The organism is Streptomyces sp. NPDC048521, from assembly GCF_043199855.1.
Taxonomy (GTDB): domain Bacteria; phylum Actinomycetota; class Actinomycetes; order Streptomycetales; family Streptomycetaceae; genus Streptomyces.
The window spans coordinates 128,210-151,268 of sequence record NZ_JBICWR010000017.1 but is presented as its reverse complement, the minus strand read 5'-3'; the positions used below and the strand labels follow the sequence as shown (position 1 = coordinate 151,268).

Genomic DNA, 23,059 nt, shown 5'->3' with positions numbered 1-23,059 from the left:
CGCCCTCTCACGTCGTAGGACCGCTCACATGTCCCGGCGGTGCCGTCCGCTCGTCGCCTCGCCGCTCTCCGCGGCCAGAGCCGCCTTGCGCTCCTTCTCCGCCTGCTCCTCGGCTTCCATCTCCGCGAAGACGTCGATGGGAGCCGGGGCCTTGGCGAGGAAGACCCAGGTGAGCCATACCGCCAGCAGGAACGGCGGGATCTTCAGGGCGACCAGGACCCAGCCGAGCTGGGCGGTGTCGGCCCACCAGTACAGCGGGAAGAGGATCGCGCACTTGGCGAGCAGGATCAGGCCCCAGGCCCAGCTGGCCTTCGCGTACGCCTTCTTGCGGCCGGGGTTGCGGGTGCGCCAGGAGAGGTTCTCCTTGAAGACCGGGCCGAGGATGAGGCCGATCAGGGGCACGCCGGCGAGGGTCGTGATGATGTACGCCAGCGCCAGGCCCAGCGTGTAGAGCATGCCGGGGAGGTAGAAGTCCTTGGCATTGCCGGTGAACATCGCGAAGACGACACCGAAGGCCACGCCGAACACCCCGCTGAAGGCGTGCTTGACGGTGTCCTTCCTGGCCAGCCGGACGACGACCAGGACCAGGGACACGGCCAGCGCGGCGATCGCCGACAGGTGCAGGTCCTTGTTGACCGTGAAGATCGCGACGAAGAGCAGGCCCGGCACGACCGTCTCGACCATGCCGCGGACACCGCCGAACGCCTCGAACAGCGCGGCCTCGGTCACCGCGCGGGCATGGTCCGACGGGCTCTGGTCGGTGCCTTCGGTCGGCTTGTCGAGGGACGTCACCGGCTACTCCCGTCCAAGGGGTCGCAGTTCGTATTTCGGGTTGAACAGCACCCGGCGGCCCCGGCTCATCGAGATCCGGCCCGATGCGATCAGCTTGCGCCCCGGTTCTATGCCCACGATGGAGCGCCTGCCGAGCCACACCACGTCCAGCGCGGCGGAGCCGTCGAACAGCTCGGCCTCCAGGGCCGGGACTCCGGCCCGCGGTCGCAGGGTGACCGTGCGCAAGGTACCAGTTACGGTGACGATCTGCCGGTCACGACAGTCGCCGATCTTGGTACAGCCCGCCGTCTCGGCGTCCTCACGCAGCTCCTCCGACTCCAGGTCCTCCTGCGAGGAGGAGAGCCGGTCGAGCATGCGCCGGAACCGGCCGGCCGGCTTTTCGGATCGAGGAACAGCAGTCATAACTAGAGCGTACCGGGGAGAGCCGACAGGACCGTAAGGCAGCTCACTTCGGCCAGGCAGCCCACGCGCCGGCTCACTTCTCGAAGCGGTAGCCCATCCCCGGCTCGGTGATGAAGTGCCTGGGGTGCGAGGGGTCCGTCTCCAGCTTCCTGCGCAGCTGGGCCATGTAGACGCGCAGGTAGTTGGTCTCGGTCCCGTACGACGGCCCCCACACCTCCTGAAGCAGCTGTTTCTGGCTGACCAGACGGCCGGTGTCGCGGACCAGGACCTCCAGCAGGTGCCACTCGGTCGGGGTGAGCCGGACGTCCCTGCCGCCGCGGTGGACCTTCTTGGCGGCGAGGTCGACGGTGAACCCCTCCGTCTCGACGGTCGTCAGGTCGTCCGCGCCGGGGCCGACCGGCTCGGCCCGGCGCACGGCGGCGCGGAGCCGGGCCAGCAGTTCGTCCATGCCGAAGGGCTTGGTGACGTAGTCGTCGGCGCCCGCGTCCAGCGCCTCCACCTTCTCGTCGGAGGAGTGACGGGCCGAGAGGACCAGGATGGGCACGCGGGTCCAGCCGCGCAGGCCTCTGATCACCTCGACGCCGTCCATGTCCGGCAGGCCCAGGTCGAGGACGACCACGTCCGGGTGGTGGGAGGCGGCGAGTTCGAGCGCGGTCCTGCCGTCGGGGGCCGCGTCGACCTCGTACTTGCGCGCCTTGAGGTTGATCACGAGGGCGCGCACGATCTGCGGCTCGTCGTCGACCACGAGCACCCGGGTCGTCATAGGGGCTGCCTTTCCGGTTCTGCGATGTCCGTGCCCGTGCCGAGGGACGCGGGCGGCGATCCCGCCGCGCGGAGGCCGAGCACCATGGTGAGCCCGCCGCCCGGCGTGTCCTCGGCGTCCAGGGTGCCGCCCATGGCCTCGGCGAAGCCCCGGGCAACCGCCAGGCCGAGCCCTACCCCGGCACCGCGCGGAGCGTCACCGTACCGCTGGAAGGGCGCGAAGATGCGGTCCTTGGCCTCGTCCGGCACGCCCGGTCCGCGATCCACCACCCGCACCTCGACCCGGTCGGCCATGGCGCTGGCGGAGACCAGGACACGCCGCCCGCGCGGGCTGTACTTGACGGCGTTCTCCACCAGGTTGGCCACCGACCGCTCCAGCAGCCCGGGGTCGACGGCGACCATCGGCAGGGTCTCGGGCACGTCCAGCTCGACGCTGCCCTCGGGTACGCCCCCCAGCGCCATCGGGACGACCTCGTCCACGTCGATCTCGCGGATGAGCGGGGTGACGGTGCCGGTCTGCAGGCGGGACATGTCGAGGAGGTTGCCCACGAGGTGGTCGAGGCGGTCGGCGCCCTCCTCGATGCCCTGGAGCAGCTCCGCCTGATCCTCCTCGGACCAGGCCACGTCGTCGGAGCGGAGGGAGGAGACCGCGGCCTTGATCCCGGCGAGCGGGGTGCGCAGATCGTGGCTGACGGCGGCCAGCAGGGCGGTGCGGATGCGGTTGCCCTCGGCGAGCGCGCGGGCCCGGTCGGCCTCTTCCCGCAGGCGCCTGCGGTCGAGGACGACGGCTGCCTGGGCGGCGAAGGCGGCGAGCACCCGGCGGTCCTCGGCGGGCAGCACCCGGCCGGTGAGCGCGAGGGCCATGTGGTCGCCGACCGGCATGTCGACGTCGGCGTCCTCGGGGCGCTCGAGCGGGGGCCCGGATCCGGCGCGGCCGGCGCAGGTCCACGGGTCGACGTCGCTCGCCCGCTCCAGCAGGGCGGCCGACTCCATGGCGAAGGTCTCGCGGACCCGCTCCAGCAGCTCCTCCAGGCCGGTCTCGCCGCGCAGCACGTTGCCGGCGAGGAAGGAGAGTATCTCGGACTCGGCGCGCAGCCGGGCGGCCTGGTGGGTGCGCCGGGCCGCCAGGTCCACCACCGAGGCGACCGCCATGCCGACGCCGAAGAAGATCGCGATGGCGACGATGTTCCTGGGGTCGGCGACGGTCAGCCGGTGCAGCGGCGGGGTGTAGAAGTAGTTCAGCAGCAGCGAGCCGAAGGCCGCCGAGGCCAGGGCGGGCAGCAGGCCGCCGAGCAGGGCCGCCGCGACCGTGACGGCCAGGAACAGCAGCATGTCGTTGGCGAGACCGAGATCGACGCTGTTCAGCAGCACCGCGAGGACCGCGGGGCCGGCCAGGCCCACCGCCCAGCCCCAGCGGATCCGGGCCCGCCCGAGCCGTCCGCCGCGGGCCACGGGCAGTCCGCGGCCCTTGGCGACCTCCTCGTGGGTGACGATGTGGACGTCGAGATCGGGGCCGGAGTCCCGGGCGACCGTGGCGCCGACACCGGGCCCGAAGACGTACTGCCAGGCCTTGCGTCGCGAGGAGCCCAGGACGATCTGGGTGGCGTTGACGCCGCGCGCGAAGTCCAGCAGGGCGGCCGGTATGTCGTCACCGACCACGTGGTGGAAAGTGCCGCCGAGGTCCTCCACGAGGGTGCGCTGGACGGCCAGTTCCTTCGGGGAGGCCGAGGTCAGCCCGTCGCTGCGGGCTATGTAGACGGCGAGGACCTCGCCGCCGGCCCCTTTCTCGGCCAGCCGGGCGGCACGGCGGATGAGCGTGCGCCCCTCGGGTCCGCCGGTCAGCCCGACGACGATCCGCTCGCGGGAGCCCCAGATCCGGGAGACCCGGTGTTCGCTGCGGTACTCGTTGAGGTACTCGTCGACCCGGTCGGCCACCCACAGCAGCGCCAGCTCGCGCAGGGCGGTGAGGTTGCCGGGGCGGAAGTAGTTGGACAGGGCCGCGTCGACCTTGTCCGGCTGGTAGATGTTGCCGTGCGCCATACGGCGGCGCAGGGCCTGCGGGGACATGTCGACCAGCTCGATCTGGTCGGCCCGCCGTACCACCTCGTCGGGCACGGTCTCGCGCTGCCGCACCCCGGTGATCGACTCCACGACGTCGCCGAGTGATTCCAGGTGCTGGATGTTGACGGTCGATATCACGTCGATCCCGGCGGCGAGCAGTTCCTCCACGTCCTGCCAGCGCTTGGCGTTGCGGGAACCGGGCACGTTGGTGTGGGCGAGTTCGTCCACGAGGGCGACGGCGGGGCTGCGGCGCAGCACGGCGTCGACGTCCATCTCACCGAAGGTGGTCTCCCGGTACTCCAGCCGGCTGCGCGGTATCTGCTCCAGACCGTGCAGCATCACCTCGGTGCGCGGCCGGCCGTGGGCCTCGACGAACGCGACGACGCAGTCGGTGCCCCGCTCGATGCGGCGGTGCGCCTCGGACAGCATGGCGTAGGTCTTGCCCACACCCGGTGCGGCACCGAGGTAGATCCGAAGCTTGCCGCGTGCCATGGCCCCATTGTCTTCCCGTGACTCCTGCCTACGCAGCGTCGACCCTACGGCCCACGATCACGGCGAACGGGACAGGGGCCGCGCCGGAGGGCACCTTTGACGCAATCCTGATGTGCCGTCCGCGCTCCCCGCGGTTCAGTGCTCGGTGATCTCGCCGTCGCGCAGTTCCAGCACCCGGTCGGCGAGGTCGAGGAGGGTCGCGTCATGGGTGGCGACCAGGGCGGTGACCTGCTCGGTGCGGACGACGGCCCGCAGCAGCTCCATCACGGCGTGCCCGGTCTCGGCGTCGAGCTGCCCGGTCGGTTCGTCGGCGATCAGCAGGGCCGGGCGGTTGGCGAGGGCGCGGGCGATGGCCACCCGCTGCTGCTGGCCGCCGGACAGCTCGCCGGGCCGCTGGGCCGCGTGACCGGCGAGTCCGACGAGGGAGAGCAGCAGCTCGACGCGCTCCTCCCGCTGGCGCGGCTCGGCGCGGCGCAGTCGCAGGGGTACGCCGACGTTCTCGGCCGCGGTGAGGATCGGGATGAGCCCGAAGGACTGGAAGACGAACCCGATCCGGTCCCGGCGCAGCCGCAGCAGCTCGCTCTCGCCCAGCTCCCCGAGCTGCCGCCCGTCGACCTCGACCCGCCCCCGGTCGGGCGTGTCGAGTCCGCCGACGATGTTCAGCAGCGTGGTCTTGCCGGAGCCGGAGCGTCCCTTGAGGGCGACGAGTTCGCCGCGCGGCACCTCGAAGGAGACGCCGCGCAGGGCGTGCACGGCGGCGGCGTCCCGCCCGTAGGACTTGTGGACGTCCTCGACACGCACCATGGTCTCGGTGAGCACCTGACTCATTCCGTCTCCCCCGTCGTCCCCGTGGACCGGGCGCCAGTATCGCCGTGCGGCGCCCGGCCGTTCAACGGTTCAGTTGGGGTTGTCGCCGTGGGTGAGGGTCTCCCAGGCGACGAAGAGGTTGTTGCTGCCGGCCGGGCGCTGCTGCTGGGTCAGCGTCTGGGTGTTGGTCATGGCGATGCCGAGGCGGTTGTGCAGGGCGTTGTAGCCGACCTCGGTGACCGGGCCGAGTCCGAGATGCAGGGTGCCGCCGCACAGCCAGCTGGGGGCGGCCGTGCCGAGCTGGTACTTGGACTGGAAGCCGAGCGCCTGCCGCAGGCGTTCGCCGACGTCGGTGCCGTACAGGTCCTGGCCCTGGATCCGGCTGGTCTCGGCGATGTGGGAGATCGCGGAGATGCCGTACCCGGTGTGCGTGAAGTCGCGGCAGGTCTCCTGGGTGAGGCCGGTGACGAAGGTGGACTGGCCCTGCCAGTAGGCGACGATCTTGTCCCGGGTGTTCAGGTTCTGGCTGGGCACGGTCTTGGGCAGATCGCCGTCGGAGGCGAGGTAGACGTAGGCGGCGGCGCGGGTGCGGAACTTGGCCATCGCGGTGTCGTACGAGGCCTTGTCCTCCAGGAAGACGGAGATGCCGACGGCGGCCTCCATCATGGACAGCTCCCAGTTGCCGTTGGAGTTGGAGCCCTTGATGACCACCGGCAGGTAGACGTTGCGGAGCATGGTCGCGAAGCGGCTCTGGTTGGCCCAACCGCCGGTGTACGTGTACTTGATGATCTCGGCGGCCTTGGGCCAGGAGGAGCCCGCCCAGCCGGTCTGCAGGGGTGCGTTGCTGTTGGTGTGGCTGGTGATGGTGGCCGACCAGGCGTCCATGATCTGGATGGCCTTCTGGGCGTAGCGCGTGTCGCGGGTGATGTACCAGGCGAGGGCGTCGGTGTAGGCGGCGATCGCGTCCTCGCGCTCGTCGGTGCAGCCGTAGTTGGGGTTGGAGTAGGAGCCGCACTCGACGGTGGCCCAGGGTTTGGGCGTGCGGTTCAGGTCGGCGTACTTGCTCGCCATCATCTGGTCGTAGGCGCCCTTCCAGGGCTGGGCGCCGGCCAGCACCTTGTCGCGGGCGAAGTCCAGCTGGCCCCGGGAGACGGTGACTCCGGGGTGTGCGAAGGCATCGGGGGCGGAGTGGGCGGCGGGTGCGGTGAAGGCGCCCAGCAGGAGCGCGACCACAAGGGCGAGCAGGGGGGTACGACGCACAGTGACTCCGTTCTCGTACGTGAACGCGGAGTGCCTGTATGAACGCAGGCGTTGGCCGGAGACCGTAGGTACAGACCATTCGTCCGTCAAGGGGTCACGCATGCGAAAGGGCCGCACCCAAGGGTGCGGCCCTCCGTCGTCCCGACTCAGCGGACCTCGGTGGTCTCCGGTCCGCGCTGCAGCTGGCCCATGCCGCCGGAGAAGCGCGAGCCCTCCTCCTGCTGGACGCCCTCGGGAACCATCTGGGCGTCGTTGGGCAGCTTGAGGACGATCGGGTCGCGGGGCGCCATCGGGCCCTCGCCGCGGACCACGACCGTGTCACGGAAGATCTGCTCCAGCAGACCGGCGGCCTGCGGCTGCACCGCGCCCTGGCCGGAGATCACACCGCGCAGGAACCAGCGCGGGCCGTCCACGCCGACGAACCGCACGACCTGGAAGCCGCCGGTGCCGTCGGGCAGCTGCACCGGCACCTGAGCGCGCAGCTCCCAGCCCAGCGGACCCTCGGCCTCGTCGACGATGCCACCCTGCTGGGTGATGCCGGACGCGATCTCCTCGCGGACCTCGCCCCAGATGCCCTCGCGCTTGGGCGCGGCGAACGCCTGGAGCTGGATGGCGCTGTCGCGCAGCACGACGGTCGCGGCGACGATCGCGTCACCGGCGACCTCGACCCGCAGCTCCATGCCGTCGACGCCCGGGATGAACAGCCCGCCGAGGTCCACACGGCCCTCACCCGGGTCGCGCACCTCGCTGCTGTCCCACGGCCCGTCGGGCCGGGGCCCGGGCTCCAGCCGGACGCGCTCGCGCTCGGCCTCCTCTTCCTCGTCCGCCTCGGTGTCGACGTTGTCGACGACCTGCTCGGCCTCGCCGGCCGCGTCCTCGGCGGCACCCTTCTTCTTGCGACGTCCGAACACGTCACTGTCCTTCCCGGTCGGATACGACCGAAGCGTATCGATTCCCACCCGTCGGACCGCCCAGGGCGGCCTGACCGCTTGTGCCGCTCTCGCCGCCCACCGCGGCATGGCCACCGGTGGACCCGAAGCCCCCCTCGGCCCGCGCCGAGCCGGGAAGTTCCGCCACCTCCTGGAAGCGGACCTTCTCGACCTGCTGGACGACCAGTTGGGCAATCCGGTCGAAGCGCTCGAACCGCACGGACTCGCGCGGGTCGAGATTCACCAGGATCACCTTGATCTCCCCACGGTACCCGGCGTCAACCGTCCCTGGGGCATTCACGAGGGCCACGCCGCAGCGCGCGGCGAGGCCGGAACGCGGGTGCACGAAGGCCGCGTACCCCTCCGGGAGGGCGATCGACACACCCGTGGGCAGCACGGCACGCTCACCGGGCTTCAGCTCACAGGCCTCGGTGGTGCGCAGATCGGCGCCGGCGTCCCCCGGGTGCTCGTACTCCGGAAGCGGTACGCCCGGGTCCAGGCGCCGGATCAGCACGTTCAGCGGGGTTCGGCTCACGGGTTCACCTCGAAGGCGCGGGCACGCCGGATCTGGTCCGGGTCGTTCATGGCGGCCTGGATCTCTTCCTCGCGGCCGTGGTCGACGAAGTGGTCCACCTTGACCTCGACGAAGAGGGCGTCGGCGCGGACGGCGACAGGCCCGTCGGGGCCGCCGATGCGCCCGGTGGCGGTGGAGTAGATCTTCCGGCCGGCGACGGCGGTGACCTCGGCCTCCAGGTGCAGCGTGGTCCCGACGGGCACGGGCCGTACGAAGTCGGTCTCCAGCCGCCCGGTGACGGCGATGGTCCGCAGCAGCCAGTTCAGTGAGCCGAGCGTCTCGTCCAGGGCCGCGGCCAGCACTCCGCCGTGCGCGAGGCCGGGGGCGCCCTGATGGGCGGGCTGGACGGTGAACTCGGCGGTCAGCGAGACGCCCTCACCGGCCCGGGCGGCCAGGTGCAGTCCGTGCGGCTGCCCGGGGCCGCAACCGAAACAGTGTTCGTAGTGGGCGCCGAGGAAATCCCCGGGCGCGGGCGCGTCGGGGTGCCGTACCGGTTGCACCGCGTCGGCGGGAGGTCGAAGGGCTGCTGAACTACCACTCACAGGCGCAGACCTTACCCGCGCGTCCGGGTGTTCCGGATCCCGTGCCAAGCTTGGCTCCATGCAGCTCACCGCCACCCCTTACGAAGAACGCCTCACCGCCCCCCGTTCGTGGTGGCTGATCAGCTTCCTCGTGGGTGTCTCGTTCGCCCTGATCCTGCTGCCGTTCGGCACCCTGCCGCTGCTCGGCGGCCTGGTCGGCGGTACGGCCGCCGCGGCGGTGGTGGCCAGCGCCTACGGCTCCCCGCGCATCCGTGTGGTGGGTGGCTCCCTGATAGCGGGCGAGGCGAAGATCCCGGTGTCGGCGCTGGGCGGGTCGCAGATCCTGGACGCGGAGGAGGCCCGCGCCTGGCGGACGTACAAGGCCGACACCCGCGCCTTCCTGCTGCTGCGGGCCTACATCCCCACGGCGCTGCGGGTGGAGGTCACCGACCCCGAGGACCCGACGCCGTACCTGTACCTGTCGACGCGGGAGCCGGAGAAGCTGGCCGCGGCGATCGAGGCGGCCCGGAAGGCGAACACCTAGAGCCCCTCGGGTCCTAGAGCTCGTCGGGCAGGTCGCGCATCTTCAGCGGCTCCGCGGGCTTCTCCAGGGGCGGCAGCCCCTGCAGCTCGTCCCACGGCACCTGGACCTTGCGCAGGTCGGCGCGGATGCGCGCCGCGAGTCTCCTGGTGTCCCGGCGGTTCATGGCCGCCCCGACGGCGGCTCCGACCATGAACGGCATCAGGTTGGGCAGGTCGCGGACCATCCGCTTCATGATCTGCTGACGCAGTTGGCGTTTCATACGGCCTCCGAGGGCCGTGTCGTACGTCGACGGCTTCATCACGTCGATCCCGCGCTCCCCCGACCAGGAGGACAGATACGCGGTGCTGCGGACCTTGAGGTTCCCCGGCGGACGTGCGCCGTAGACCTCGTGCAGTTCGGCGATCAGCTTCAGTTCGACCACGGCGACCCCGGTGATCTCCGCGGCCAGTTCGGTCGGCATGGCCGGAGGCACCGGCAGCATCGCCGCCGCCCCGATGCCGGCCCCGACCGTCGAGGTCCCGGCCGCCGCGCCCGCCACCAGCTTGTCGGCGAGTTCTTCCGGCCCGAAGCCGGGGAACTGCCTGCGCAGGGTCGCGAGGTCGCGTACGGGGATACGCGGGGCGATCTCGATGATCCGGTCCGTGAGGTACGCCAGCCCCGCGCGAGCGCGGCTGCCGCCTCTACGGGCCCCTTCCCGGGCCATGTCCCGGGCCTTGTCACGCATCACCGCGACCCGTCGCCTCGCGACGGGCGCGGGATGCCGCACCGGCGCCGGCGGGTCTTCCCCGGCGGCGGCCGGTTCGAGCGAGGCTCCCGCACCGGATGAGCCCCGCTCGTCGTCACGCGCGCCGTGCGGGCCGTCGGACGGCCCCGGGTCCGCTTTCCCCAGGGGGAAGCGGCGCTTCCATGGAGGGGTCGAGCCAGACACGGCCGACCCGTCCTCAGTCGCAGTCGCGGCAGATCGGCTGACCGTTCTTCTCGCGGGCCAGCTGGCTGCGGTGGTGCACCAGGAAGCAGCTCATGCAGGTGAACTCGTCCTGCTGCTTGGGCAGCACTCGGACGGCCAGTTCCTCGTTGGAAAGGTCGGCGCCGGGCAGCTCGAGGCCCTCTGCGGCCTCGAACTCGTCGACGTCCACCGACGAGGTGGACTTGTCGTTCCGCCTGGCCTTCAGCTCTTCAAGGCTGTCCGAGTCGACGTCGTCGTCGGTCTTGCGTGGAGTGTCGTAATCGGTTGCCATATCGCTCTCCCCCTCTGGGTGTCTGCGGTGTCTCCAGCGCACGTAACGCGTGAGAGGCCGGACTTGTGCCCGACCTGAGGCGGAGATTTTGCCTCACATCAAGGTCTGTTACTCAATCGACACCCAACCCGATCCCTCGAGAGTGATCGGCTTGGACGGCGGTGAGGACCGTACACGGTTCGAATGTCGCACCTCAAAGGCGCCTCCCCGTGTACTTCCCGTGATCAAGAGCCCTGAAAACCAGGACTTTCCCGGCTTTCCACCTTGTGTCATGATCACGGAGAGTGCATGTCCGGAAATCCTCCCATGTGATCGATCACACAAGTCCAACCTCGTCGGACCCTTTGAAAATTCCGCGCAAAGCGAACATCCTCCGCGTGTGTCGGCCCCTGGTCACAGCGGCAGGGTGACGCGCATCACCAGGCCGCCGCCCTCCCGGGGCTGCGCCACGATGTGCCCGCCGTGCGCGCGGGCCACGGAGCGGACGATGGACAGCCCGAGGCCCACCCCCTTGTCGCTGCCCGTGCGCTCCGTACGAAGCCGTCTGAACGGCTCGAAGAGGTTGTCGATCTCGTACGCCGGCACGACCGGCCCGGTGTTCGACACGGTGAGCACCGCCTGGCCGTGCTCGACCTCGGTGTCCACCTCGACCCAGCCGCCCTCGGCCACGTTGTAGCGCACCGCGTTCTGTACGAGGTTCAGCGCGATCCGCTCCAGCAGCACGCCGTTGCCCTGCACCACGGCCGGCTTGCGCCCGCCGCGGATCTTGACGCCCTTGGCCTCCGCCTCGGCGTGCACCTGGTCGACGGCCTGGGTGGCCACCTCAGCCAGGTCGACCGGCTTGCGCTCGACGATCTGGTTGTCGCTGCGGGCGAGCAGCAGCAGACCCTCCACGAGCTGCTCGCTGCGCTCGTTGGTGGCCAGCAGCGTCTTGCCGAGCTGCTGCAGCTCCACCGGTGCGTTCGGGTCGGACAGGTGCACTTCCAGCAGGGTGCGGTTGATCGCCAGCGGCGTGCGCAGCTCGTGGGAGGCGTTGCCCACGAAGCGCTGCTGGGCGGTGAAGGCCCGCTCCAGACGCTCCAGCATGTCGTCGAAGGTGTCCGCCAGCTCCTTCAGCTCGTCGTCCGGACCGTCCAGCTCGATGCGGCGCGACAGGTCGGAACCGGCCACCTGGCGGGCGGTGCGGGTGATCCGGCCGAGCGGGGACAGCACGCGGCCGGCCATCGCGTAGCCGAACGCGAAGGCGATCACGGCGAGACCCAGCAGGGCCAGCAGCGACCGGCTGAGCAGGTTGTCCAGGGCCGCCTGGCGCTGGTGGTCGACGCACTGGCTGATCGCGTCGTTGAAGTCCTGCAGCGACAGGGCGGTCGTGTTGATCGCGGGGCAGTTGTCGCTGGAGACCTTGAGCTGCTGGAAGCTGACGATCTTGAACAGCGGCTGGTTGCCGGTGCTGATCGCCTGCGCGGCCAGCAGATAGATGATCGACAGCAACAGGATGCCGGCGATCAGGAACATGCCGCCGTAGAGCAGCGTGAGCCGTATCCGGATGGTCGGGCGCAGCCAGGGGAAGGGGGGCTGCGGCCTCCTGGGGTCCCAGGTGGGTTTCGGGGGCGCCTGGGGCGGCGCCGGCGTCGCGGCCACGGGCGATCAGATCCGGTAGCCGGAGCCGGGGACCGTGACGATCACGGGGGGCTCGCCGAGCTTGCGGCGCAGGGTCATGACCGTCACACGCACCACGTTGGTGAACGGGTCGGTGTTCTCGTCCCACGCCTTCTCCAGCAGCTGCTCGGCGGAGACGACCGCGCCCTCGCTGCGCATCAGCACCTCCAGGACCGCGAATTCCTTGGGCGCGAGCTGGACCTCCTTGCCGTCGCGGAAGACCTCGCGGCGGTTGGGGTCGAGCTTGATGCCGGCCCGCTCCAGGACCGGCGGCAGCGGCACGCTCGTGCGGCGGCCGAGGGCGCGCACGCGCGCGATCAGCTCGCTGAACGCGAACGGCTTGGGCAGATAGTCGTCGGCGCCGATCTCCAGGCCCTCTACGCGGTCGCTGACGTCACCGGACGCGGTGAGCATGAGCACGCGCGTGGGCATACCCAGTTCCACGATCTTGCGGCAGACGTCGTCACCGTGCACGAGCGGGAGGTCGCGGTCGAGGACGACCACGTCGTAGTCGTTGACGCCGATGCGCTCCAGGGCGGCCGCACCGTCGTACACGACGTCGACGGCCATGGCCTCCCGGCGCAGTCCGGTGGCCACCGCATCGGCGAGCAGTTGCTCGTCCTCGACGACGAGTACGCGCACGTCGCTTGTCCTTCCTCATGTCCACCCGCGTAGCGCGCCGTGGGCGCGAGCGGGCAGGGGTGTTCGTGGGGTGTGACCTCCATCCTGCCCTTTTCGGCCGTAAGTCGGCTGTAAGGCGGGGTCAGGGCCGCAGGGACCGGGGTCGGAGGTCGGGAATACGAGATTTTTTCCTCCGGTTGAGGTTTCCGGGGAAGGGAGCGGGGGGAGGACGGCTTTACACCCCGCGATCACGCTCTGCATGTGCCGCAGCACCATGCGGCACTCCGCCATCCGCTTCCGCAGGGCGGGCGTGGGTGTCCGGCACCGTCGCCGCCCAGCAGGGCAGCGCTGGGCACCTACAGGAGACGTGATCGCCCCTTCTCAACCGGCACACCCCCGTGCCACCGACCCACGACCCAGGACGAGGGGGCGCAGCATGGACGCTTTCACCGCAGGACTTCTGCAGCGCATAAGGGCGACCGAGTCCGACCTGTCGCGGGCTCGTGACGAGGGCGACGACTTCCTCGCCGAGGTGGAGCAGGCAGAGCTCGACGACCTGCGACGCCTCGCCGCCGAACACGGTGTGGAGGTCGGCGCGTCACGCGTCTGATCGGCCCGAAAGCGCACCGACGGGACCCCCGGCGAATCCAGCGCCGGGGGTCCCGTTCGTCTTCGCCCGCCGGCGCCTTCCCCGGTTCCCCTGCGGGCCCGCGCCTTCGGTCAGTCGTGCCAGGCCCCGAAATCCTCCAGCAGCCGCTGGAGGGGCTCGAAGACCCCCGGGGCAGCGGCGACCGTGAGGTCACGTGAGGGCCGCTCTCCGGGCCGTCCACCGGTCAGCGCGCCCGCCTCCCGGGCGATCAGGTCCCCCGCGGCGAAGTCCCACGCGTTGAGCCCGCGCTCGTAGTACCCGTCGAGCCGGCCGCAGGCCACATCGCACAGGTCGACCGCAGCCGAGCCGCCGCGCCGGATGTCCCGGAGCAGCGGGACGATCCGGCCGGCCACCTCGGCCTGGTGGGCGCGGACCTCGGCGACGTAGGCGAAGCCGGTGGAGACCAGTGCCTGGTCCAGCGGGGGCGCGGGGCGGCAGGTGAGCGCCCGCTCGCCCTCCCATGCGCCCGTGGCCCACGCGCCGCCGCCGCGCACGGCGTAGTACGTCTCGCCGCGCATGGGTGCCGCGACGACCCCGACGACGGTCTCGCCGTCCTGCTCGGCCGCGATGGACACCGCCCAGGTCGGCAGGCCGTACAGGTAGTTGACGGTGCCGTCGAGCGGATCGATCACCCAGCGGACACCGCTCGTGCCCGCGACGGAGGCGCCCTCCTCGCCGAGGAAGCCGTCGTCGGGGCGCCGGCCGGAGATCAGGTCGGTGATCAGCTTCTCCGCCGCGATGTCCATCTCGGTGACGACGTCGATCGGGCTGGACTTGGTCTTCGCCACGGTCAGGTCGGCCGGGCGGCCGTCCCGCAGCAGCTCGCCGGCGCGGCGGGCGGCCTCCTGGGCCAGGTCGAGCAGGTCCCGGTGCAGGGCGTCGGTCACGGGTCTCCTCACGCGTAGGGGCTGTCGGCGCCCGCGGCCGCGGGCCGGGGCGTACGGGCCGGGCAGCAGCCGACCGGGCAGACGTCGTGGCTAGGGCCGAGGGCGCCCAGGGCGCAGGGGGTGACCTGCTGCCCGCGCTCCACGGCGGCGCGCTCCACGATCAGCTCGCGGACGGCCGCGGCGAACCGTGGGTCGGCGCCCACGGTGGCCGAGCGGCGCACCGGCAGGCCCAGTTCGCCGGCCTTGGCCGTGGCCTCGGTGTCGAGGTCGTAGAGGACCTCCATGTGGTCGGAGACGAAGCCGATGGGGGCCATGACGACCGCCGGGACACCGGCGGCGTGCCGCTCCTCGAGGTGGTCGCAGATGTCCGGCTCCAGCCAGGGGATGTGCGGGGCGCCGGAACGGGACTGGTAGACGAGCCGCCAGGGGTGTTCGACGCCGGTGCGCTCGCGGACGGCGTCGGCGATCAGCCGGGCCACGTCCAGGTGCTGCTCGACATAGGCGCCGCCCTCGCCGTGTGCCTCGACGGGGCCGGAGGTGTCGGCGGCGGAGGTCGGGATGGAGTGGGTGGTGAAGGCGATGTGGGCGCCGTCGCGGACGTCCTCGGGGAGGTCGGCGAGGGAGCGCAGCACGCCGTCGATCATGGGTTCGACGAAGCCGGGGTGGTTGAAGTAGTGCCGCAGTTTGTCGATCCTCGGCGGCTGAAGGCCCTCGGCCTCCAGCGCGGCCAGTGCGTCGGCGAGGTTCTCGCGGTACTGCCGGCAGCCCGAGTAGGAGGCGTAGGCGCTGGTGGCGAGCACCAGGATGCGGCGGCGGCCGTCGGCGACCATCTCGCGCAGGGTGTCCGTCAGGTACGGCGCCCAGTTGCGGTTGCCCCAGTAGACCGGCAGGTCCAGGCCGTGCCCGGCGAAGTCCTTGCGCAGGGCGTCCAGCAGGGCGCGGTTCTGGTCGTTGATGGGGCTGACCCCGCCGAACAGGAAGTAGTGCTGCCCGACTTCCTTCAGGCGTTCCTTCGGGATGCCTCGCCCGCGCGTGACGTTCTCCAGGAACGGGACCACGTCGTCCGGGCCCTCGGGGCCGCCGAAGGAGAGCAGGAGCAGGGCGTCGTACGGGGTGGCATCGAGCGCGTCTGGCATGTCTTGATCCTGCCACCCGGTACTGACAGCCGGGAAACAGTGGGGCACCAAGTCCGGTTACTGCTGATTTTGTGCATTTTTTTCCGGTTGACGCACAGGGTGCAATTAGGGTGCCCTGATTCGTAAGCTGTATGAGCCGCATTCGCGCCTTACCGAGCCGCCCGGAGACCACGTGCCCAGCCCCTACAGAGCCCTGTTCGCCGAGCCCGGCACCAAGGCCTTCTCCGCCGCGGGGTTCCTCGGCCGGATGCCGCTGTCGATGATGGGCATCGGCGTGGTCACGATGGTCTCCCAGCTCACCGGGCGGTACGGGCTCGCGGGTGCCCTGTCGGCCACCATCGCGCTGTCCGCGGCGGCGATCGGGCCGCAGATATCCCGGCTGGTGGACCGGCACGGACAGCGGCGGGTGCTGCGCCCCGCGACCCTGGTGGCCCTCGCAGCGGCGGCCGGGCTGCTGCTCGCCGCGCACTTCCGCTGGCCGGACTGGGTGCTGTTCGCGTGCGCCGCCGGGATCGGCTCGGTGCCGAGCCTGGGCGCGATGATCCGGGCGCGCTGGGCGGCGCTGTACCGGGGCACGCCGAAGCTGCACACCGCGTACTCGTTCGAGTCGGTCGTCGACGAGGTCTGCTTCATCTTCGGCCCGATCATCTCCATCGGGCTGTCCACGGCCTGGTTCCCGGAGGCGGGGCCCCTGCTGGCCGCCTGCTTCCTCGCGGTCGGCGTCCTCTGGCTCACCGCCCAGCGCGCCACCGAGCCGGAGCCGCACCCGCGCGAGCGCCACGGCGGCGGCAGCGCCCTGCGCTCGGCCGGACTCCAGGTGCTGGTGACCACGTTCGTGGCGACCGGAGCGATCTTCGGATCGGTGGACGTGGTCACGGTCGCCTTCGCCGACGAGCGCGGCCACAAGGGCGCCGCGAGCGTGGTCCTCGCCGTCTACGCGGCCGGCTCCTGCGCGGCCGGGGTGGTCTTCGGGCTGCTGCGGTTCGCCGGGGCGCCGGAACGTCGCTGGTTGCTGGGCGTGACGGCGATGGCCGTGAGTATGATCCCCCTCCTACTGGTCGGAAACCTGCCGCTTCTGGCCGTGGCGCTGTTCGTTGCGGGGTTGTCCATCGCACCGACGATGATCACGACGATGTCCCTGATCGAAGAGCACGTACCTCGCGCGCAGCTGACCGAGGGCATGACCTGGGTGAGCACCGGCCTCGCGGTCGGCGTCGCGCTCGGCTCCTCCGCGGCCGGCTGGGTGATCGACGCAGCCGGGGCGGGTGCGGGGTACGGGGTTCCGGCCGTGTCCGGAGCCGTCGCGGTCGTGGTCGGTTTCCTCGGGTACCGCCGGCTCCGCAGGCCGGCCGCGGGTCGGGGAGGCACCGTTGAGCACCACAGCGAGCGCGAAGAACGGCACCTGGCGTAACTGGGGCGGCAACGTCTCCGCCCGCCCCGCCCGGCAGGTCGCGCCGGCCTCGGTGGAGGAGCTGGCCGCGGTGGTGCGCCGGGCGCGGGAGGACGGGCTGAAGGTGAAGGCGGTCGGGACCGGCCACTCCTTCACGTCGATCGCCGCGACCGACGGTGTGTTGATCCGCCCTCACCTGTTGACCGGCATCCGCAGGATCGACCGCGAGTCCATGACGGTCACGGTCGAGGCGGGCACCCCGCTCAAGAGACTCAATGCGGCTCTCGCGCGCGAGGGGCTCTCGCTCACCAACATGGGCGACATCATGGAGCAGACCGTCTCGGGGGCCACCAGCACCGGCACACACGGCACCGGCCGCGAGTCCGGCTCCATCGCCGCCCAGATCAAGGGACTCGAACTCGTCACGGCCGACGGTTCGGTGCTCACCTGCTCCGAGAAGGAGAACCCGGAGGTCTTCGCGGCCGCCCGCATAGGCCTCGGCGCCCTCGGCGTCGTCACCGCGATCACCTTCGCCGTGGAGCCCCTGTTCCTGCTCACCGCGCGCGAGGAACCGATGCCCTTCGCGCGGGTCCTCGCCGAGTTCGACCAGCTGTGGGCGGAGAACGAGCACTTCGAGTTCTACTGGTTCCCGCACACCGGCAGCACCAACACCAAGCGCAACAACCGCAGCGCCGGACCCGAGCGGCCCGTGGGGCAGCTCGCCGGCTGGATCGAGGACGAGTTCCTCTCCAACGGCGTCTTCCAGGCGGCCCAGTGGGTCGGCCGCGCCGTTCCCGCCACCGTCCCCGCGATCGCGCAGATCTCCAGCAGGGCGCTGTCCGCGCGGACGTACACGGACATCCCTTACAAGGTCTTCACCTCGCCGCGCCGGGTGCGCTTCGTGGAGATGGAGTACGCCGTCCCGCGCGCGGCCCTGGTGGAGACGCTGCGCGAGCTGAAGGCCATGGTCGACCGCTCGGGCCTGCGCGTCAGCTTCCCGGTGGAGGTGCGCACCGCCCCGGCGGACGACATCACCCTGTCCACGGCCTCCGGCCGGGACAGCGCCTACATCGCCGTGCACATGTTCCGGGGCACGCCGTACCAGGCCTACTTCACCGCCGCCGAGCGCATCTTCACCGCGCACGAGGGCCGGCCGCACTGGGGCAAGGTGCACACGCGGAACGCCGAGTACTTCGCCCGGGTGTACCCGCGCTTCGGCGAGTTCACTGCGCTGAGAGACCGTCTCGACCCTGAACGGCTGTTCCGGAACGACTACTTGCGGAGGGTTCTGGGGGCGTAGGCGGCGCGGCGGACCCACTGGGCGTGGGGGTCGGGGACGTACTCACGTCGTCGCTCGGCCCCGTGCCGGCGGAGCCGCCGGGCGCGGGCGTCCCGCCGCCGGTCGTCCCCCCGTCGGTCCCGGACCGGTGACCGTCCGGCGTACCGGAGGGCGGCGACGAGGGCGAGCCCCCCGTGGACGTCGAGGAATCGGACCGCGGGGAACCGGACTTCGGGGAATCCGTTCGCGGAGAACCGGGATCGGTGGAGCCGGACGTCGCGGAGGACGGGCCGCGGCCGGTGACGGCTTCGCCCACCGTGGTGCCCCTGCCGCCGCTGAAGGTGTCGCCGGACACCATTTCGTACGCGGTGATGCCGGCCATGGTGACGCCGAAGACGACGGCGGCCGCGAGGACCGGGCGTCTCCAGTTCTTCACCCGCGCGCGGTAGACGGTGCCCTCGGTGAACTCGCCGGGAAGCGGTGCCACCTGTTCCCTCGGCCGGACGGCCACCGCCGCCTTCTCCTTCAACTGCTCCCCGGTCCGCTTGAAGAAGTGCTGGAACACCGTGCCGCCGCAGGTGGCCACGACGCTGACGACCCCGGCACCGAGGATCGTGCCGTACACCCCGAAGTACGAAGCCAGTTTGGCCGCCACGACCGCCGCCAGGGCACCGCCCGCGACCTGGGGGACGTTCAGGTCGATCCGCTTCCGACCCGCATCGGGCGTCTCACGCATACCCGGAACTTGCCTGCCTTTCCCCTACTTGACGGTCTACTTGATGACATTGATCGATCGACTGCACGAGAAAGGGACGTACAGACGAAACCATTAGTTCCGTTTCTGGGGATTACGTGAAGTTCACCACGTTCATGATCGACAAAGCCGGTTGCGGACGGCCAAGTCGCACCCCTTGCCAGAAGTTGGGCGGCGCGCCGATCCACGCACATGGTCCGAATGGAGTACTGTTGCGAGCCCTGGGTCCGGTCTCCCACCAGGGTGCCCGCGGCCTTGCACGACCGCCGGGAGGGGGCTAGTTGCACAGGGTGACGGAGTTGGTCACTTAGCGTTGCGAACAGGTAACCGTGCCATAACGGCGGTCCAGGGCCCGTGCCCGACACGCCGGGCAACTCGGCAAGGTTGTGGCAGGCTGCACCCGGGCAGGCCACACTCGACTAGCGGAAGCAGCGACGCACGTGACGTCGGCAGGCACCACCCGGGAGGTCCCCATGCCCGAACTGCGTGTCGTGGCCGTCTCGAATGACGGCACACGACTGGTGCTCAAAGCTGCCGACTCCACGGAGTACACACTTCCGATCGACGAACGGCTGCGTGCCGCTGTGCGCGGCGACCGCCCCCGTCTCGGTCAGATCGAGATCGAGGTCGAGAGCCATCTCCGGCCCCGCGACATCCAGGCGCGTATACGTGCCGGTGCCACGGCGGAGGAGGTCGCACAGCTCGCGGGCATCCCCGTGGACCGGGTGCGGCGCTTCGAGGGTCCCGTGCTGGCCGAGCGCGCCTTCATGGCCGAGCGTGCCCGCAAGACCCCGGTCCGCCGTCCCGGCGAGAACTCCGGCCCGCTGCTCGGCGAGGCCGTCCAGGAGCGACTGCTGCTGCGCGGCGCCGAGAAGGACACCGTGCAGTGGGACTCCTGGCGCCGCGACGACGGCACCTGGGAAGTCCTCCTCGTCTACCGGGTCGCGGGCGAACCGCACTCGGCGAGCTGGACGTACGACCCGCCCCGGCGGCTCGTCCAGGCCGTGGACGACGAGGCGCGCTCGCTGATCGGCGAGTCCGACGACCTCGCCGTGCCCGAGCCGAGCTTCCCGTTCGTCCCGCGCATCGCCCGGCTGCCGCGCGAGCGTTCGATGGACCGCGCCCTCGACCGGGGCGACCGGGAGCGGCCCAGTCTGCCCGCGCAACCGTCCGAGCCTCCCGAGGAGAGCACGGGCGAACGGGACTCGCTGACCAGTCTGCTGGAGGCCGTGCCGAGTTTCCGGGGCGACCTGGTGGTCCCGGAACGCCCGTCGGAGCCCTCGGAGGAACCCGCCGAGGAGCCCGTGGAGGAAGAGGCCCCGGCACCCGCCGCCTCGGCGGGTTCGGCCTACGCCGACGTTCTGATGCCCCGCTCGGTCGGCAGCCACCGCGACCGGCTCATCGGGGCCACCGACCGCCAGGCCGAGGCCGACGGCGTCCGCCCCGGCCGCCGTGCCGCCGTGCCGAGCTGGGACGAGATCGTGTTCGGCACGCGCCGCAAGAAGCAGGAGTAACCGGCCGCAGGACGTACGCAAGAGGGGGCACGCGCGCGTGCCCCCTCTTCCGGCTGACCGTCCCTACTGCGGGTCCGCGCCCACCGCCACCGGGCGGGACGGGTCCGAGGACCACTCGGACCAGGAGCCGACGTACAGGGCCGCCGGAATGCCCGCCACGGCCAGCGCGAGCACCTCGTGGGCGGCGGAGACGCCCGAACCGCAGTACACGCCGACCTCGGTGTCCTCGGAGACGCCCAGGGCCTTGAACCGGTCCTTGAGTTCCGCCGCGGGCAGGAAGCGGCCGTCGGGACCCACGTTCTCCGTCGTCGGCGCCGACACCGCGCCCGGGATGTGCCCGCCGACCCGGTCGATCGGCTCCACCTCACCGCGGTACCGCTCACCCGCGCGCGCGTCCAGCAGCACACCCGTGCGGGCCAGCGCCGCGGCCCCGTCCGCGTCCAGCAGTCCCGCGGCGGCCGACGCCGGTACGAAGTCGCCCTCGGCCGGATCGGGCACCGCCGTGGACAGCTCGCCCTCCCAGGACGGCAATCCGCCGTCGAGGACCCGCACGTCCGGGTGACCCGTCCAGCGCAGCATCCACCACGCGCGCGCGGCCGCCCAGCCCTGTCCGCCGTCGTACACGACGACCGGCCGGCCCGCCGACACCCCCGCGCGGCGCATCGCGGCGCCGAACTCCTCAAGGTCCGGCAGCGGATGGCGGCCGGCCGCCCCCGGTGTGGCGGCCAGTTCTCGGTCCAGGTCGGCGAAGACCGCGCCGGGGATGTGCCCGGCCGCGTACTCGGCCCGTCCGTCGAAGGCCGGTGCGCCCGCCGCCTTCGCCAAGCTCAGCTGCCAGCGGACGTCCAGCAGCACGGGCGGGGTCGCGCCGGTCAGCTCGTGTGCGAGTTCGGTCGCGGTGATGATGGCTCTCATGGCGTCCATCCATACGCCAGGGGTGGCCGCGGCGTCCAGGTCCGGCTACTCTGCTCGGCCGGACAGACTCGATCACGAGGCGTAGGGGATCGAGCACGCGCTGTACGGCCGGCGGACACGTCGGCCGCCGTCAGGAAGCGGCGAACCACGGCAGATCCGGCGTCCTCCCCGTGCCACCGCCGGGCCGCGGCGCGGCACGGCAGGCGGCACAGGGGAGGACGCGGGCACCGGCACGGGCGTACACGCGGTCCGCGTGGACACCCCTTCCGGGGAGCGGATGCGACACGGCCACCGCGAGGGGCCGGGGAGAGAGTGATCGATGACCGAGGCACGGGAGTCGGCCGGTCCGCACGCGCGGCACGTGCCCGGCGAGCCCTGCTGGGTGAGCCTGATGGTGCACGATCTGGCCGCCACCGAGGAGTTCTACGGTGAACTGTTCGGCTGGGAGTTCCGGCCGGGTCCGCAGCAGCTCGGCCCCTGCGTGCGGGCCCTGCTCGACGGGCGGGAGGTGGCGGGGATGGGCCAGTTGCCGCCGGACCGCCGGCTGCCGATCGCCTGGACGCCGTACCTCGCCTCGGACGACGTGGACCGGACGGCCGACACGGTGCGGCTGTGCGGCGGCACGGTGGCGGTCGGCCCGCTCGACGCCGCCGAGGCCGGGCGGATGGCCATCGTCTCCGACCCCTCCGGGGCGGTGTTCGGGATCTGGCAGGGCGCCGCGCACCTCGGCACGGCGATCACCGGCGTGCCCGGCACGCCCGCCTGGGACGAGCTGCTCACCTTCGAGACCGAGAGCGTCGCCAAGTTCTACGTCAGTGTGTTCGGTTACGAGGTGGAGCCGGTGGTGTCCGCCGACTTCGACTACGTGACGCTGCACCTCGGCGGTCGTGCGGTGGCGGGTCTGCACGGCGTGGGCCACGCGCTGCCGCGGGACCGGGGGTCGTACTGGCGGACGTACTTCGAGGTCTGCGACGCCGAGGCCGCGCTGCGGCAGGTCGTGGACCTCGGCGGCCGGGTGCTCAGACCCGTCCACGACAGCGCGCACGGCCGGGTGGCGACGGTGGCGGACCCGGAGGGAGCCGAGTTCTCGGTGATCCAGGACCCGTGCTGAGAACCGGGGCCCGAGCCGTCAGTGGTGGCCCGGCCGGCGCGGGCCGAGGTGCCGACGCCGGCCCGCGAGCCGGAGGCGGGGTGCGTGCTCAGGCCGGTGAGACGGGCAGGACGTCCGGGGACAGGGCCGCCGCGCGGGCCGACGCGGCCGTCATCCGGCGCCGGTGGTGGCGGCGGCACAGCACCTCGTAGCCGACCTCGCCCGCGGACTGGTTGACGTCGCCGACGACCACCTGGGCGCCCTCGACGACCATCTCGCCGCCTATCGTGCGGGCGTTGTGGGTGGCGCGGGCGCCGCACCAGCACAGCGCCTCCACCTGGAGCACCTCGATGCGGTCGGCCAGCTCCACCAGCCGCTGCGAGCCGGGGAACAGCTTGGAGCGGAAGTCGGTGGTGATGCCGAAGGCGTAGACGTCCAGGCCCAGGTCGTCCACCACGCGCGCGAGCTGGTCGATCTGCCCGGGCGCGAGGAACTGCGCCTCGTCCGCGATCACGTAGTCCGCGCGGCCGCCCCGGGAGAGGTGCTCGACGATGTGGGCGTAGAGGTCCTGACCGTCCTCGACCTCCACCGCGTCGGTGACCAGGCCCAGCCGGGAGGACAGCTTGCCCTCGCCCGCCCGGTCGTCCCGGGTGAAGATCATGCCGACGAGGCCCCTGGCGGAGCGGTTGTGCTCGATCTGCAGAGCCAGCGTCGACTTCCCGCAGTCCATCGTTCCGGAGAAGAACACCAGCTCGGGCATGAGGGGTTGAGCACCTTTCGGCG

General features: G+C 71.5%; 24 protein-coding genes. 6 read left to right on the top strand and 18 right to left on the bottom strand.

Going from position 1 to position 23,059, the window contains the following annotated elements; translation table 11 throughout:
- Positions 1-24: 24 nt before the first annotated feature.
- From ACGFRF_RS32180 to ACGFRF_RS32140, 9 genes are all read right to left on the bottom strand, one after another.
- Positions 25-792, bottom strand: a complete 768-nt coding sequence (locus tag ACGFRF_RS32180) for a DUF3159 domain-containing protein (RefSeq protein WP_393746011.1) — start codon at positions 790-792, stop codon at positions 25-27.
- Between the two features lie 3 nt (positions 793-795).
- Positions 796-1,194, bottom strand: coding sequence for an OB-fold nucleic acid binding domain-containing protein (locus ACGFRF_RS32175; protein ID WP_078894191.1), 399 nt, complete (start codon positions 1,192-1,194; stop codon positions 796-798).
- Between the two features lie 73 nt (positions 1,195-1,267).
- Positions 1,268-1,957 carry a response regulator gene (locus tag ACGFRF_RS32170; RefSeq protein WP_393746009.1) on the bottom strand — a complete coding sequence of 230 codons (690 nt, stop codon included), beginning with the start codon at positions 1,955-1,957 and terminating at the stop codon, positions 1,268-1,270.
- Positions 1,954-4,509 carry an ATP-binding protein gene (locus ACGFRF_RS32165; protein WP_393746007.1) on the bottom strand — a complete coding sequence of 852 codons (2,556 nt, stop codon included), beginning with the start codon at positions 4,507-4,509 and terminating at the stop codon, positions 1,954-1,956. Before ACGFRF_RS32165 ends, ACGFRF_RS32170 begins: the two co-directional genes overlap by 4 nt.
- A gap of 135 nt (positions 4,510-4,644) precedes the next feature.
- Positions 4,645-5,337, bottom strand: coding sequence for an ABC transporter ATP-binding protein (locus ACGFRF_RS32160; RefSeq protein WP_393746005.1), 693 nt, complete (start codon positions 5,335-5,337; stop codon positions 4,645-4,647).
- Between the two features lie 69 nt (positions 5,338-5,406).
- Positions 5,407-6,576: an alginate lyase family protein gene (locus ACGFRF_RS32155; RefSeq protein WP_393746003.1), complete on the bottom strand. Its 1,170-nt coding sequence runs from the start codon at positions 6,574-6,576 to the stop codon at positions 5,407-5,409.
- 146 nt (positions 6,577-6,722) lie between these two features.
- A complete protein-coding gene (locus ACGFRF_RS32150) occupies positions 6,723-7,487 on the bottom strand; it encodes a DUF3710 domain-containing protein (RefSeq protein ID WP_393746001.1) in 765 nt (254 codons plus the stop codon).
- Between the two features lies 1 nt (position 7,488).
- Entirely contained in the window at positions 7,489-8,040 is a 552-nt protein-coding gene (gene dut, locus ACGFRF_RS32145) for a dUTP diphosphatase (protein WP_393745999.1), read from the bottom strand.
- Positions 8,037-8,621 (bottom strand): PaaI family thioesterase, encoded by a 585-nt coding sequence (locus ACGFRF_RS32140; protein WP_393745997.1) that lies wholly within the window; start codon positions 8,619-8,621, stop codon positions 8,037-8,039. Before ACGFRF_RS32140 ends, dut begins: the two co-directional genes overlap by 4 nt.
- A gap of 58 nt (positions 8,622-8,679) precedes the next feature.
- Between ACGFRF_RS32140 and ACGFRF_RS32135 the strand changes: the two genes are divergently transcribed.
- Positions 8,680-9,144, top strand: a complete 465-nt coding sequence (locus tag ACGFRF_RS32135) for a DUF3093 domain-containing protein (protein ID WP_393745995.1) — start codon at positions 8,680-8,682, stop codon at positions 9,142-9,144.
- A 13-nt stretch (positions 9,145-9,157) separates the two neighbouring features.
- Here ACGFRF_RS32135 and ACGFRF_RS32130 read toward each other — a convergent pair whose 3' ends face one another.
- From ACGFRF_RS32130 to ACGFRF_RS32115, 4 genes are all read right to left on the bottom strand, one after another.
- Positions 9,158-10,072: a hypothetical protein gene (locus ACGFRF_RS32130; protein WP_393745993.1), complete on the bottom strand. Its 915-nt coding sequence runs from the start codon at positions 10,070-10,072 to the stop codon at positions 9,158-9,160.
- Between the two features lie 13 nt (positions 10,073-10,085).
- Positions 10,086-10,382 (bottom strand): DUF4193 domain-containing protein, encoded by a 297-nt coding sequence (locus ACGFRF_RS32125; RefSeq protein ID WP_003997302.1) that lies wholly within the window; start codon positions 10,380-10,382, stop codon positions 10,086-10,088.
- A 393-nt stretch (positions 10,383-10,775) separates the two neighbouring features.
- A complete protein-coding gene (locus ACGFRF_RS32120; RefSeq protein ID WP_393745991.1) occupies positions 10,776-12,023 on the bottom strand; it encodes a sensor histidine kinase in 1,248 nt (415 codons plus the stop codon).
- 6 nt (positions 12,024-12,029) lie between these two features.
- Positions 12,030-12,683, bottom strand: coding sequence for a response regulator transcription factor (locus ACGFRF_RS32115; RefSeq protein ID WP_003993508.1), 654 nt, complete (start codon positions 12,681-12,683; stop codon positions 12,030-12,032).
- A 415-nt stretch (positions 12,684-13,098) separates the two neighbouring features.
- Between ACGFRF_RS32115 and ACGFRF_RS32110 the strand changes: the two genes are divergently transcribed.
- On the top strand, positions 13,099-13,272 hold the full coding sequence (locus tag ACGFRF_RS32110; RefSeq protein ID WP_186581674.1) for a hypothetical protein: 174 nt from the start codon (positions 13,099-13,101) through the stop codon (positions 13,270-13,272).
- A 110-nt stretch (positions 13,273-13,382) separates the two neighbouring features.
- Here ACGFRF_RS32110 and ACGFRF_RS32105 read toward each other — a convergent pair whose 3' ends face one another.
- Both ACGFRF_RS32105 and ACGFRF_RS32100 read right to left on the bottom strand, forming a co-directional pair.
- Positions 13,383-14,198, bottom strand: a complete 816-nt coding sequence (locus ACGFRF_RS32105) for an inositol monophosphatase family protein (protein WP_393745989.1) — start codon at positions 14,196-14,198, stop codon at positions 13,383-13,385.
- An 8-nt stretch (positions 14,199-14,206) separates the two neighbouring features.
- Complete coding sequence (locus ACGFRF_RS32100; RefSeq protein WP_393745987.1) at positions 14,207-15,334, bottom strand: ferrochelatase; 1,128 nt, start codon at positions 15,332-15,334, stop codon at positions 14,207-14,209.
- A gap of 172 nt (positions 15,335-15,506) precedes the next feature.
- Between ACGFRF_RS32100 and ACGFRF_RS32095 the strand changes: the two genes are divergently transcribed.
- Both ACGFRF_RS32095 and ACGFRF_RS32090 read left to right on the top strand, forming a co-directional pair.
- Entirely contained in the window at positions 15,507-16,745 is a 1,239-nt protein-coding gene (locus ACGFRF_RS32095) for an MFS transporter (RefSeq protein ID WP_393745985.1), read from the top strand.
- Positions 16,705-18,024 (top strand): D-arabinono-1,4-lactone oxidase, encoded by a 1,320-nt coding sequence (locus ACGFRF_RS32090; RefSeq protein ID WP_393745983.1) that lies wholly within the window; start codon positions 16,705-16,707, stop codon positions 18,022-18,024. Before ACGFRF_RS32095 ends, ACGFRF_RS32090 begins: the two co-directional genes overlap by 41 nt.
- On the opposite strand, the gene ACGFRF_RS32085 is transcribed toward ACGFRF_RS32090, so the two are convergent.
- Complete coding sequence (locus tag ACGFRF_RS32085) at positions 17,948-18,739, bottom strand: hypothetical protein (RefSeq protein WP_393745981.1); 792 nt, start codon at positions 18,737-18,739, stop codon at positions 17,948-17,950. The genes ACGFRF_RS32090 and ACGFRF_RS32085 overlap by 77 nt on opposite strands.
- A gap of 491 nt (positions 18,740-19,230) precedes the next feature.
- Between ACGFRF_RS32085 and sepH the strand changes: the two genes are divergently transcribed.
- Positions 19,231-20,271 carry a septation protein SepH gene (gene sepH, locus ACGFRF_RS32080; protein WP_393745979.1) on the top strand — a complete coding sequence of 347 codons (1,041 nt, stop codon included), beginning with the start codon at positions 19,231-19,233 and terminating at the stop codon, positions 20,269-20,271.
- A gap of 63 nt (positions 20,272-20,334) precedes the next feature.
- On the opposite strand, the gene ACGFRF_RS32075 is transcribed toward sepH, so the two are convergent.
- A complete protein-coding gene (locus ACGFRF_RS32075) occupies positions 20,335-21,186 on the bottom strand; it encodes a sulfurtransferase (RefSeq protein WP_393745977.1) in 852 nt (283 codons plus the stop codon).
- A gap of 319 nt (positions 21,187-21,505) precedes the next feature.
- On the opposite strand from ACGFRF_RS32075, the gene ACGFRF_RS32070 reads away from it, so the two are divergent.
- Complete coding sequence (locus ACGFRF_RS32070; RefSeq protein ID WP_393745975.1) at positions 21,506-22,297, top strand: VOC family protein; 792 nt, start codon at positions 21,506-21,508, stop codon at positions 22,295-22,297.
- Between the two features lie 88 nt (positions 22,298-22,385).
- On the opposite strand, the gene ACGFRF_RS32065 is transcribed toward ACGFRF_RS32070, so the two are convergent.
- On the bottom strand, positions 22,386-23,036 hold the full coding sequence (locus ACGFRF_RS32065; protein WP_393745973.1) for a thymidine kinase: 651 nt from the start codon (positions 23,034-23,036) through the stop codon (positions 22,386-22,388).
- Positions 23,037-23,059 lie beyond the last annotated feature (23 nt).

Bases quoted from the DNA above. Each gene is read 5' to 3' on its own strand.
- ACGFRF_RS32175 (WP_078894191.1), bottom strand. From the start codon at position 1,194: ATGACTGCTGTTCCTCGATCCGAAAAGCCGGCCGGCCGGTTCCGGCGC.
- ACGFRF_RS32170 (WP_393746009.1), bottom strand. From the start codon at position 1,957: ATGACGACCCGGGTGCTCGTGGTCGACGACGAGCCGCAGATCGTGCGC.
- ACGFRF_RS32165 (WP_393746007.1), bottom strand. From the start codon at position 4,509: ATGGCACGCGGCAAGCTTCGGATCTACCTCGGTGCCGCACCGGGTGTG.
- ACGFRF_RS32160 (WP_393746005.1), bottom strand. From the start codon at position 5,337: ATGAGTCAGGTGCTCACCGAGACCATGGTGCGTGTCGAGGACGTCCAC.
- ACGFRF_RS32135 (WP_393745995.1), top strand. From the start codon at position 8,680: ATGCAGCTCACCGCCACCCCTTACGAAGAACGCCTCACCGCCCCCCGT.
- ACGFRF_RS32125 (WP_003997302.1), bottom strand. From the start codon at position 10,382: ATGGCAACCGATTACGACACTCCACGCAAGACCGACGACGACGTCGAC.
- ACGFRF_RS32110 (WP_186581674.1), top strand. From the start codon at position 13,099: ATGGACGCTTTCACCGCAGGACTTCTGCAGCGCATAAGGGCGACCGAG.
- ACGFRF_RS32100 (WP_393745987.1), bottom strand. From the start codon at position 15,334: ATGCCAGACGCGCTCGATGCCACCCCGTACGACGCCCTGCTCCTGCTC.
- ACGFRF_RS32085 (WP_393745981.1), bottom strand. From the start codon at position 18,739: ATGCGTGAGACGCCCGATGCGGGTCGGAAGCGGATCGACCTGAACGTC.
- sepH (WP_393745979.1), top strand. From the start codon at position 19,231: ATGCCCGAACTGCGTGTCGTGGCCGTCTCGAATGACGGCACACGACTG.
- ACGFRF_RS32075 (WP_393745977.1), bottom strand. From the start codon at position 21,186: ATGAGAGCCATCATCACCGCGACCGAACTCGCACACGAGCTGACCGGC.
- ACGFRF_RS32070 (WP_393745975.1), top strand. From the start codon at position 21,506: ATGACCGAGGCACGGGAGTCGGCCGGTCCGCACGCGCGGCACGTGCCC.
- ACGFRF_RS32065 (WP_393745973.1), bottom strand. From the start codon at position 23,036: ATGCCCGAGCTGGTGTTCTTCTCCGGAACGATGGACTGCGGGAAGTCG.